At 34.4% G+C, this 11798-nt stretch carries 10 protein-coding genes; 1 reads left to right on the top strand and 9 read right to left on the bottom strand.

Annotated elements, in window-relative coordinates:
- From rlmD to murB, 8 genes are all read right to left on the bottom strand, one after another.
- On the bottom strand, positions 1-1093 hold a 1093-nt coding region (gene rlmD / locus RQ893_RS05860), incomplete at its 3' end, for a 23S rRNA (uracil(1939)-C(5))-methyltransferase RlmD (RefSeq protein WP_311482118.1).
- Complete coding sequence (gene pyk / locus RQ893_RS05855; protein WP_311482117.1) at positions 1093-2865, bottom strand: pyruvate kinase; 1773 nt, start codon at positions 2863-2865, stop codon at positions 1093-1095. The genes pyk and rlmD, both read right to left, overlap by 1 nt.
- Before the next feature lie 8 nt (positions 2866-2873).
- Complete coding sequence (pfkA, locus tag RQ893_RS05850; protein WP_311482116.1) at positions 2874-3833, bottom strand: 6-phosphofructokinase; 960 nt, start codon at positions 3831-3833, stop codon at positions 2874-2876.
- 9 nt (positions 3834-3842) lie between these two features.
- On the bottom strand, positions 3843-7289 hold the full coding sequence (locus RQ893_RS05845) for a DNA polymerase III subunit alpha (RefSeq protein ID WP_311482115.1): 3447 nt from the start codon (positions 7287-7289) through the stop codon (positions 3843-3845).
- Positions 7290-7316: 27 nt separating this feature from the next.
- Entirely contained in the window at positions 7317-8219 is a 903-nt protein-coding gene (gene whiA / locus RQ893_RS05840) for a DNA-binding protein WhiA (protein ID WP_311482114.1), read from the bottom strand.
- 1 nt (position 8220) lies between these two features.
- Positions 8221-8937 carry a tyrosine-protein phosphatase gene (locus RQ893_RS05835; protein ID WP_311482113.1) on the bottom strand — a complete coding sequence of 239 codons (717 nt, stop codon included), beginning with the start codon at positions 8935-8937 and terminating at the stop codon, positions 8221-8223.
- Position 8938: 1 nt separating this feature from the next.
- Positions 8939-9787: an RNase adapter RapZ gene (gene rapZ, locus RQ893_RS05830; protein WP_311482112.1), complete on the bottom strand. Its 849-nt coding sequence runs from the start codon at positions 9785-9787 to the stop codon at positions 8939-8941.
- Positions 9788-10687, bottom strand: a complete 900-nt coding sequence (gene murB, locus RQ893_RS05825) for a UDP-N-acetylmuramate dehydrogenase (protein ID WP_311482111.1) — start codon at positions 10685-10687, stop codon at positions 9788-9790.
- 137 nt (positions 10688-10824) lie between these two features.
- Here murB and rpmB point away from each other — a divergent pair, with 137 nt between their 5' ends.
- Complete coding sequence (gene rpmB / locus RQ893_RS05820; protein WP_209773937.1) at positions 10825-11013, top strand: 50S ribosomal protein L28; 189 nt, start codon at positions 10825-10827, stop codon at positions 11011-11013.
- Positions 11014-11121: 108 nt separating this feature from the next.
- Here the strand turns inward: rpmB and rpe are convergent, their stop codons facing one another.
- Positions 11122-11781, bottom strand: a complete 660-nt coding sequence (gene rpe / locus RQ893_RS05815; protein ID WP_311482110.1) for a ribulose-phosphate 3-epimerase — start codon at positions 11779-11781, stop codon at positions 11122-11124.
- Positions 11782-11798 lie beyond the last annotated feature (17 nt).

Below are 11798 nucleotides of genomic sequence, written 5' to 3'. Positions count from 1 at the left end.
TTAAACCGGATTTACCTATTGTTTTTATTAGGTCTTTATCTAGACCTGCTCTTGGTGGATCTACTATTAGGCTGTCGATTTTTTCTTTTTTGATGAATTTTTCGTCGATATATTTAGCATTTTTGGCTATGAATTTAAAGTCCCTTAGGTCGTTTATTTCTGCATTTATTTTTGCATCTTGGATGGCATTTTTATTTATTTCTACTCCTACAAGCCTATCGCCGTTGATGGCTATGGATGAGGTGGCAGATCCACAGTAGAGGTCTAGGACTTTTTTTCCTTTTCCTAAAAGTTTTTTTGCCTCTCCATAAAGATTTTCTATTTGAAAGTTATTAACTTGGTAGAAGTCATTGGCACTTATTCTAAATTTTTTGTCAAATATTTTATATTCCAAATAAGCTTTGCCAGAAATATTTATATTTTCCTTTCCTATTATATTTATAAAAAATTTGCTGGTTGCATATTTTTCTTTGATATAGGCAATAAGTTCCTTATTTGTGTCCATATCAATATTTAACATGATGTCTGTGCCGTTGGTTCTTATAGTGATTTCTTTTATTGAACTTGGAAATTTTCCAGATATATCTTTGGTAATTTCTTCTATTTTACCTAAGTTTTCGCCAATATTTTCCCTAGCGAGCAGGCAATCTTTTATGTAAACTAAGTCGTTTGAATAGGATTTATTGTAGGCAAGACGTCCATCTTTTTCTACTTGGAGTCTAATTTTATTCCTATACCTCAACTCTTTTGATGGGATTATTTCAATATCGTCTAAATTGTAGGATGTAGACTTGGCTAAAGCTTGTAAAATGAGATTCTTTTTTATTTGAAGTTGGTTTTCGTATTTTATATCCATAATAGTACAAGCTCCACATTCATAAAAATATGGACATGGAGCTTGTGTTTGTACGGGACTTTCTTTGATTGTTTTTATTTTTCTAGCATTATAGAAATTTTTCTTTTCTTCTAATATTTCAATATCGCAGACTTCACCGTATACTGCGTCTTCGATAAAAGCAACCTTTTCGGAAGTTTCTCCAACTCCCCTCCCATCTATTAGGATATCTCTTATATAGATATCATTATATTTCATTAGATTACTTTAGTTTCTCCGTTGTAGATTACTCCACCTATTGGATCTACTGTGACAATTTGACCATCTTCTACTAAGTTTTGTGCATTTGTAGCACCTACTACTGCAGGAATACCGAAGTGAACTGCTGCTACTGCTGTGTGGCTTGTTAGTCCGCCTGTTTCTGTAACTATAGCTGAAGCTTTTTCAATAAATTCTGTTATATCAGAATCAGTAAATTTAGCTACGATTATATCGCCTTCTTCAAATTTGCTTTCTAATTCTTTTCTTGTTGAACCTATTACAACCTTGCCAGAAACTGATTTAGCTCCTATACCTATACCAGATGTGATTATGTCACCTATTACGTGAACTTTAATTAAGTTTGATGAACCACTTACACCTAATGGAACACCAGCAGATACTACTGTGAGGTCGCCTTCTTCTAGATAACCTTCTGATAGGCCTCCTACTATAGCTCTTTCGATTAGCTCATCTGTCTCGTGGGCTTCTTTGATTACTAGTGGGTATACTCCCCAAACTACTGATAGTTGTCTAGCTACTTCATCTGTTGTTGTAGCTGCGATTATTGTTGTTCTTGGTCTAAATTTAGAAATTACCCTAGAGGTATTACCTGAAGATGTGCAAGTGATGATTGCTTTAGCATCAAGTTCTCTTGCAATTTGACATGTAGATCTAGCTATAGAGTTTGTTGTATTTCTTCTTGTGATGACTTTTGTGTTATATACTTTTTCTATAAAGTCATCTGATAATTCTGTTGTGATACAGATATCTTTCATGGTCTTAACAGCTTGTACTGGATATTTTCCACCAGCAGTTTCACCTGAAAGCATTACACAGTCAGTACCATCTATAATAGCATTAGCAACATCTGTTGTCTCTGCCCTTGTTGGTCTTGGATTTCTAATCATAGAGTCAAGCATTTGTGTAGCTGTTATAACTGGTTTTGCAGCAGCATTACATCTTCTGATGATGTCTTTTTGTACTCCTGGTATTAGTTCTGTTTTGATTTCTATACCAAGGTCACCTCTGGCTACCATGATTCCGTCTGATGCTTCTATGATTTCTTCGATATTATCAACACCTTCTTGAGATTCAATTTTAGAGATAATCTTAATATTTTCTCCACCGTGATCTTCAAGGACTTTTCTTATGTCATAAACGTCTTCTTTTTTACGAACGAAAGAAGCTGCTATTAGGTCGATACCGTTTTCGATACCAAACTTAATATCATCAACATCCTTTGGAGTTATTGCTGGAAGATTTGTTTTAGATCCTGGAAGGTTGACTCCCTTGTGGTTTGAAAGTACACCATTGTTTTGTACCCTACAAACTACATCTGTACCATCTTTAATTTCTATTACTTCAAGTTGAACAAGACCGTCATCTATGTAGATTTCGCTGCCAACTTTAACATCTTGTGGTAAACCCTTGTGGCTTACAGATACTATATCTTGGGTTCCCATAACATCCCTTGTTGTTAGAGTAAAGATGTCATCTGGTTTAAGGTAAATTTCCTTAACATTGTAGTTACCAGTTCTAATTTCTGGTCCCTTAGTATCTAGCATAATAGCTATTGGCTTATTTAGCTTTCTTCTAAGTCTTCTGATTGTTTTGATTTTTTCTAAGTGTTCTTCATGAGTACCATGTGAAAAGTTTAATCTAGCTACGTTCATTCCGTTTTCGATGAGTTGCTCAAGTACTTCTGGTTTTTCACTAGATGGTCCTATTGTACAAACAATTTTGGTTTTCTTTAAAATTTCTGGTTGCATTTTATCTCCTATCTTGATAAGCTATTTGCTAAGTCATATAGGTTTTCATCAAAGACAGACTTAACAGATGTAGCTTCTTCTATACTTACTTCTATAATTTGTCCATTAACATAACCTATAGCAAGGCCAGTTTTCTCTTCTGATAATAGTTCAACAGCCCTAGAACCCATAGCAGATCCTAAAAGTCTGTCTACTGCAGATGGTGAACCACCTCTTTGAACGTGACCTAAGACTGTTACTTTAGTTTCGATACCAGTTTTTTCTTCAAGTTCATTTGCAAGTGCATATGGGTCGCCGACACCTTCTGCTAGGGTAATTAGGTGGTGAAGTTTTCCCCTTTTTCTACCATGTTCCATCTTAGCAATTATTTCATTAATCGAAAACTTATGCTCAGGCACAATAATAGATTCAGCACCACCTGCAAGACCAGAATATAAAGCTAGGTCTCCACAGTTACGTCCCATTACCTCTATTACGACAGCCCTACCGTGAGAGCTTGATGTATCTCTTAACTTGCCTATAGCATCTGATACAGTTTCTATGGCAGTAAAAAATCCTATTGTGTAATCAGTATAACCCATGTCGTTATCGATTGTTCCAGGGATACCTATGGTTTTAATTCCTAAGTCAGAAAGAGCCTTAGCTCCCTTAAATGAACCATCACCACCAATTACGATTAAGCCTTCAATACCATAGTCAGCAAGGATTTGTGCTCCTCTTTTTTGACCTTCTGGAGTCTGAAATTCAAGGCTTCTTGCTGTGCCTAAGATAGTGCCTCCCTTATGGATGATATCTGCTACAGATGAGATGTTCATTTCATAAATGTCACCCTTCATAAGACCATCATAACCATTTCTGACACCCTTGATTCTCATAGACTTATTTAGTGCAGTTCTGACAGCTCCCCTTATGGCAGAGTTCATGCCCGGGGCATCGCCACCGCTGGTTAGTATACCTATTGTCTTCATTATCTCTCCTCATTTTGTCTTAACATTTTCTTTGCCAAGCCTATCTTCAAGTAATTTTATACTTGTACTGTTGATATTAAACCATAAACTTGAATCTAGACCAACTAACTTTTTCTTATCTTCAAAATATATCTTTACAGGGTTTTTTCCTAAATTTTGTAAAATTAACCCTTTGATATCATTATACTCTTTATATTGCATTTTTAGATATAATGTTTTAAGATTTGCATCTTCTATATCAATAAATTCTGCCGCTAATAATTTTACATCACTTTCGTCAGTTTGCAATCTACCTTTTACTATTACTATATTGTCATCATCTATTAATCGCCTATATTCACTATAGGTTTTAGGAAAAATTACCATCTCAATATTTCCATTCAAATCTTCCAAGGAAGCAAAGGCCATTAAATCTCGTTTTTTAGTAGTAAGCTCCTTCTTGTTATTTATTATTCCTGCCATGGTCACAAACCTACCATCTAGCCTAGAAATATTTTCCACTCCAAGCTCTTCCCTGTAGTTTGTTGTAAAGTCTACAATATTTAATAGGGCAAGACCCCTTTCTGCTAAGGGATGTTCAGAAATATAAAAACCTAAAACTTCTTTTTCAAGTCTTAGTTTGACCTTTTTTGGATATTCATCAATATTAGGTATATCAATGTCTGATTCCTCTTCATTGCCTGTCATATCAAGAAGGTTTATTTGTCCAGTTACATTTATTTTATTATTATCATGGACTGTATTTATTGCTTTTTCAAAAATCGCCATAAGTGATGATCTAGTATAACCGAGACTGTCAAATGCACCTGCTTTGATCAAGGATTCAATTCCCTTTTTATTCAAGGCTCTTGAATCGGTGTCTTCAACTCTTTCTAGGAAATTTTTAAAGTTTGTAAAATTTCCACCATTCTCCCTTGCCTTTACAATAGCATCGATAAGATTAAGACCAACATTTTTAATTCCTGATAGTCCAAAGATAATTTTCTTGTCAGCTACCTTAAAAGACCCAATGGACTTATTTATATCTGGTGCAAGGACTTGTATGCCTATTCTTTTCGTCTCTGACACATAGGAATAAAGCTTACCTGCTTGATCCATTACAGAAGAAATTAAATTTGCCATGTATTCTTCTGGGTAATAGTGCTTGAGGTATGCCGTTTGTACAGCTACAAGAGAATAAGCAGCAGAGTGAGACTTGTTAAAGGCATATTTGGCAAAGGAAATCATTTCATCATAGATTGTATTTGCCGCCTGCCTATTCACTCCATTTCTAATAGCTCCTGGAATTATGACCCTGCCGTTCTCGTCGACCTTTCCATTTATAAAAATATCCCTATTTTCTTCCATAACAGCCATTTTCTTTTTAGACATGGCACGCCTTAGGTTGTCCGCTTCTCCCAAAGAATAGCCAGCAAGTTTTTGAACTATTTGCATTACCTGTTCTTGGTAAACTATAATTCCATAGGTCACCCCAAGGATTGGCTTTAGCTTTTCATCTAAAAAAGTGACATCTTCTGGGTTATTTTTGTTATGGATATATTTTGGAATCTCATCCATTGGGCCTGGTCTAAACAGAGAGTTTGCCGCAATTAGGTCATCAAAAACTGTAGGTTTAAGATTTTTTAGAAAGGCTCTCATCCCAGCGGATTCAAACTGGAATAGTCCTATGGTCTTAGCTTGGTTAAATTGTTTGATGACGTTTTTATCGTTTACATCTATTTTTCTAATATCAATATCTATGCCATAGTTTTTCTTTATATCCTTGATGGTATCTTTTATGACTGTAAGGTTTCTTAAACCCAGAAAATCCATTTTTAAAAGTCCCAACTCCTCAATCTCTGTCATATCAAACTGACTTACTACCTGGTCATTTGAAAGAGCGAGAGGAATTATATCTGTAAGTGGGTCTTTAGAAATGACTACACCTGCAGCATGAATAGATGTGTGGCGTGGCAGGCCTTCTAATTTTTTTGCTGTATCAATTAGCCTTTTACCTTCGGCATCTTTTTCGTATGAAGCCCTAAAAGAATCTGATTCTTCTAATGCCTTGTCTATGGTCATCCCTATTGTAGCTGGGATTTGTTTAGCTATTGTATCGACCTTACCATAGGCTATATCAAGAACCCTACCAACATCCCTAATAGCATTTCTTGCCTGCATCCTACCAAAGGTTACTATTTGAGAAACATGGTCTCTCCCATAAAGGTCGTTTACATATTCAACTACCCTATCCCTCAATACATAATCAAAATCAATATCTATATCAGGCATAGATACCCTTTCTGGATTTAAAAATCTTTCGAAAATCAGATTATATTTCAAGGGGTCAATCTGTGTAATATCAAGAGCATAAGAAACTAGAGAACCTGCTGCAGAACCCCTTCCTGGCCCTACAGCTATGTCATTTTTCCTTGCGTAGTTTACAAAGTCCCAAACGATTAAGAAATAATCCACATAACCCATGGTGTTTATTACATCAATTTCCATTTTAGCTCTTTTAACTATCTCATCGGTGATAGTATCATATTTCTCACTTATGCCTTCGTTGACTAATAATTTCAAATAATCTAAATTAGAGAGTCCTTCCGGGAGCTTTGTGTAATAAGGAAGGTGAGGTTGGTGGAATTTAATTTCAACATTACAACGTTCTGCAATTTTCGCAGTATTTTCTATAGCTCTTTCGTAGTCTTTAAATATAGTCGCCATTGTTTCAGGGTCTTTTAAGTAAAATTCCCTGCTTGGCATCTTCATTCTATTTTCATCTTTTATAAGACATCCAGTTTGAATACACATAAGCACGTCTTGGTAGTAAGAGTCTTCCTTATTTATATAATGGACATCATTGGTTGCAACCATCTCTATGCCAAGTTTTTTATGAAGGTAGGATATTGCTTTATTTACTTTTTTTTGTTCTGCTAATCCATGGTCTTGGACTTCTAAAAAGAAAGAGCCCTTGCCAAAGGCATTTTCATATTTAAGTGCTGTTTTTTCTGCAGCAACCATATCGTCTTCAAGGATTCTTTGGTTGACTTCGCCATTTAGACATGCAGAAAGGGCAATTAGACCCTCTGTATGGTTTTTTATATAATCAAAGGATACTCTTGGCTTATAGTAAAATCCATTAACATAGGCCTCAGATACAATCTTAACTAAGTTTTTATAGCCAGTATTATTTTCTGCAAGCAAAATTAAATGGTAGTACCTCCTATTGGTTGGGTCTTTTATCCTGTGGTCTCTTTCTGAAACATAGACCTCACAACCAATAATTGGTTTTATACCACGTTTTTGTGCCTGTTTATAAAATTCTATGACCCCATACATTTGGCCATGATCTGTAATAGCAACAGAATCCATGCCGAGTTCTTTACACCTGTCCAAAAGTTCATCTATCCTTGTAAAACCATCAAGAAGAGAATATTCAGTATGCAAGTGGAGGTGGGTAAATTTTGCAGTCATAGTAACTCCTTAAAAAAAGACTTGCTCTCACAAATCTTTTGCTAATTTGATAAATTTTTGCAACCTATAATTAATCTTAGCCTTTGTTAGGGGTGGATTAAGCTTATCTCCCAGTTCATCAAGAGAAAGATAAGGATTTTCTAGACGAAGATTTCCTATTTTTTGACTTAGGTCATCTAATTCATCAAATCTGTTATTTGTAATAATCTTATTAATGGCATCAACCTGAGCCATAGCCGCTTTTACAGTTCTGTCAATATTAGCATTGTCAAAATTATTAACTCTATTTACATCATTTCTAATAGACTTCATAGCCCTTACATTTTCCAGCTCAAATAGTGACTGCATAGCGCCTACAACCACCAAGAAATCTGAAATCTTATCGGAATCTTTGAGATAAACTATATGGTTATCAAGTCTTTTACTTATCTTGGAATTTAGATTAAAAGCATCCATAGAATCCTTAATTATCCTAGCTTCCATTTCATTTTTACCAACAATTTCTAAATTGTAGCCCCTTTGAGGATCATTCACAGACCCCCTAAAGATAAAAGCGATTTTCAAAAAGCCTTTGATTTGATCTAAATTGACTTCCTCAATGCTTACATAATTTTCTATAAATCCCTCATTCATTAGACTAATTAACTTATCAGACACATTAGCATCTTCAATTATAACTACATAATCTCTTTTATTTTTTTTATCAGGATTGTCCTGAATTTCAAAAGTTGGAGAATAATCGTATAAGTCAGAAATCAACTTATAAATGTATCTGGCTTCTTGGTTAGCATCAGTTTTAAAAATAAGGCTAAAGCCAGAAGAAGAAATCCTAATTGACCCGATAAAATGTGCTAGGGAAATAAGCTCGCCTTTAAGGTCTAAGGGATCTTTCTTGAGAAGTTCCTTCTTACATCTTTGGGAAAAACTCATATTAGTCCCTTATCCTTCTCCTTAAAGCATCGATGTCTTTTTGATCAACCTTAGCATGCTGAAGATAAGCTTCAAAGCTGCCATATTTTCTTATAACATAGTCATAGGCTTCCTTCATATTATAAGGATTTGTAATCCTAAAAATAGATAAAGGTTCATCCTCGTCAAATTTTTCTATATAACCAAGGTGGGCTGATGAAGTTTCATAATCTGCAATAATATCTCCTCTTGAAACATCTGCCAAGCCCATTATTATCATAGACACAATACCAGTTCTGTCCTTACCTTCCTGGCAATGGAAAAGAGCTGATCCTTCTGCATTAGCAAGGACTTCTACTATTTTTCTTACTGCTTCATAGTGGTCAATTAGGTTTCTATATGATTGACCTACAGAAAGTTCACCTGAGATAATCTTATCTATTTCCTCTTTTCTAAACTCCTTATCTGGAGAAAGAGAAATGTGGTGGTAATCAAAATTTTCTTTTATATTTTTATGACTTTCAGATTCGAAAGCTATTTCATTTTCCCTTCTTAGGTCTATTATGGTAGAAATATTCAAATCTTTTAAATCCTTGATATCAGTATCTTTTACATCATCAAGACAGGCTGACCTAAAAAATTCGTGCCACTTAGTTGACCTATTGTCTTTTGTTGGTACTCCTCCGAGGTCTCTGGCATTTTTTATGTTATCTATGTCTAATCTTTTTAAATATCTCATCTTACCACTTATCCTTTTCTCTATGTCTCTTAATTAATATAAAATCATCATTCTTCATCTTTTCGTACATTTTTTCAACCATATATACAGACCTGTGCTGACCACCGGTGCATCCGAAGGCAATAGTTATGATATTCTTTCCTTCCTTTGCATAGGAAGGTAGGAGAGATTTTATAAGGTCATAGACCCTATCTTCAAACTCCTTTATAATATCAAATTGGTTTAGGTAGGCTGCAAGCTCCTTGTTTGTGCCATTTAGTTTTTTAAGCTCATCCACATAAAATGGGTTTGGAATAAATCTCATATCAAAAACAAAGTCAAAGTCGGCACTCACTCCATATTTATAACCAAAGGATATAAGATTTATAATCATATTATTGGTCTTGTTACCACTTGACTCAATTACTTGCCTTAATTCTGCTATCTTATAATTGCTTGTATCTATTAATTTATCTGAAATGTCCCTAATCGGCTTCAAAAGTTTCTTTTCCTTTTCTATGCCATCAGATACATTCCCGTATTCACCAAGTGGGTGAGGTCTTCTAAGTTCGTTGTATCTTTTTTGAATAATTTCATCATTACAATAGATGTAGATTATTTCAGTATCTTTGTTGGCTTCTTTCAAACTTTTAATAGATGTAAATATATCATTATCAAGAGAAAAAGACCTAAAATCAATCACAACAGCCATCTTTTCTATTGGATTTTCTTGATAATTATTAAGCTCTATAAATTTTTCTACCAGATAAGCTGGTGCATTATCCATAGCATAATAACCTAAATCTTCATAGGCTCTAAGGGCTGTTGTCTTGCCAGAACCAGAAAGACCTGTAATTATTTTTAATTTCATTTATAAGTCTCCGACTAGTTTTACCTCACGTTCTAAAACAAAGCCGGTTTTTTCCTTAACTATGCTGGATACGTGGTTAATAAATTTTAGCATCTCTTCACAAGTTGCAGCATCTCTATTAATTATAAAGCCGCAATGTTTTTCACTAACTTGACAATCACCTTCCCTAAAACCTCTAAGCCCACATTCATCAATAAGTTTTGATGCATAAGACCCTTCAGGTCTTTTGAAAGTAGAACCTGCAGATTTTTTATCAAGGGGCTGTTTGGTTTGGCGTCTATTTGTAAAATCCTCATACCTTTCTCTAATCAAGTCCTTGTCACCCTTCTCAAGTTTAAACTTAGCGCTGACCACAATTAAATTATCGTCAAAAATCCTTGAATGCCTATAAGAAAAATTCATTTCTTCGTTTTTAAAAGTATGAAGATTTCCTTCAAAGTCAAAGGCTTTGATTTCCACAGCTATATCCTTAATCTCTCCACCGTAGGCGCCTGCATTCATAGCTACAGCACCGCCAACTGATCCTGGTATGCCAGAAATTTCTTCCATACCAGAAAGACCCTCATCTATTGCAGCTAGACTTGCCTTGTTTAATGATGTACCAGAAAGAGCTGTTAGGTATTCATCTTCTATAATTACCTGGTCAAAATTGTCAGAAAAAACAATCACACAGCCCCTAATTCCCTTATCTGATACTAAGAGATTTGAACCTTTACCCATAACAAAAGTCTCTATATTATTTTCAAAATTAAATTTTAATAAGTCTTCTAATTCTTTAATGCTAGTTGGTCTTGCAATCACATCTGCAAGTCCACCTATGCCAAAAGTTGTGTAAGACTTTAATTCCTTATTAAAGTCAATATGTGCAAATCTTTTATTATAAAGAGATTTATAATCCATAATTTCTCCTTTTGTCTATTTTCTTATATACTATACCATTATGAAAAATAATCTCTCTTAAAAATATCCACTAAAAATTTGTAATTTTTGTAAAACTTTGGTAGAATAATAAAGATGAATAAGGAGGAGGTGTAATTATGGCAAGAGCATGCGATATATGTGGCAAAGGTACAGCAAGTGGTAAGTCTGTAACATTCTCACATAGACAAATTAACAGAACTTTTAAAGCAAACGTGCACAAAATTAAAGCTATTGTTGATGGCACTCCAAAAACTATTAACGCTTGTACAAAATGTATTAAAAGTGGAAAAGTAGAAAAAGCTTGAGCTTTTTAGTTTAGTACTAAATTAAAAATTTTTAAACTGGCCTTTTGGTCAGTTTTTTAATTATCAAAAAAGCTGGTAGATGAGATCCTCATCACCAGCTTTTTGTTTTTATTCGTAGTCTTTAAAAATTTCATGGTAGGCCTTTATTTGTGCGCCTATATCTTTAACAAAAATATCAGAGCCTGACACTATCTCATCGACTCCCAGGTCTAAAACTTCCCTTACATTGGTTGTTTTTATACCACCATCTACTTGAATTTTTATATCCAGATTATTTTCGTCAATGTATTTTCTATAAAGACTCATAGTTTCTTTAATTTCTGGCATAAATTTTTGACCGCCAAAACCCGGTCTTACACTCATAACCAAAACCAAATCGATTAGATCAAAATATTCTAAAAGGAGTTTTGGATCCGTTTCTGGCTTGGCCGTTAAACCAACTTCCATTCCAGCTTCCTTAATTTTTTTAAGAGTTTTTCTTAAATCCTTACAGGCCTCATAGTGAACTGTAATCCTATCAGAACCAGCCTTTTTAAATTCATCAATATACCTAATAGGCTCTTCAATCATAAGGTGGGTATCGAAAAAATAATCATTCTTATCCCTAATATCAGAAATCACCTTGAAGGCGAAGGAAATATTTGGTACAAAAATTCCATCCATGACATCTATATGGATCATATCTAGCCCCAAACCCTTGGTCTTATCTAAATCTCTCTGTAAGTTTGCGAAATTTGCTGAAAGTATTGATGGTGATAATTTTACCATTTGTTAAGTCTCCTTTG

It is taken from the genome of uncultured Anaerococcus sp. (assembly GCF_963510915.1).
Taxonomy (GTDB): Bacteria; Bacillota; Clostridia; order Tissierellales; family Peptoniphilaceae; genus Anaerococcus.
The sequence above is the reverse complement of the archived record's forward strand: the minus strand, read 5'-3'. Positions and strand labels throughout refer to the sequence as shown.

Bases quoted from the DNA above. Each gene is read 5' to 3' on its own strand.
- pyk (WP_311482117.1), bottom strand. From the start codon at position 2,865: ATGCAACCAGAAATTTTAAAGAAAACCAAAATTGTTTGTACAATAGGA.
- pfkA (WP_311482116.1), bottom strand. From the start codon at position 3,833: ATGAAGACAATAGGTATACTAACCAGCGGTGGCGATGCCCCGGGCATG.
- RQ893_RS05845 (WP_311482115.1), bottom strand. From the start codon at position 7,289: ATGACTGCAAAATTTACCCACCTCCACTTGCATACTGAATATTCTCTT.
- whiA (WP_311482114.1), bottom strand. From the start codon at position 8,219: ATGAGTTTTTCCCAAAGATGTAAGAAGGAACTTCTCAAGAAAGATCCC.
- RQ893_RS05835 (WP_311482113.1), bottom strand. From the start codon at position 8,937: ATGAGATATTTAAAAAGATTAGACATAGATAACATAAAAAATGCCAGA.
- rapZ (WP_311482112.1), bottom strand. From the start codon at position 9,787: ATGAAATTAAAAATAATTACAGGTCTTTCTGGTTCTGGCAAGACAACA.
- murB (WP_311482111.1), bottom strand. From the start codon at position 10,687: ATGGATTATAAATCTCTTTATAATAAAAGATTTGCACATATTGACTTT.
- rpmB (WP_209773937.1), top strand. From the start codon at position 10,825: ATGGCAAGAGCATGCGATATATGTGGCAAAGGTACAGCAAGTGGTAAG.
- rpe (WP_311482110.1), bottom strand. From the start codon at position 11,781: ATGGTAAAATTATCACCATCAATACTTTCAGCAAATTTCGCAAACTTA.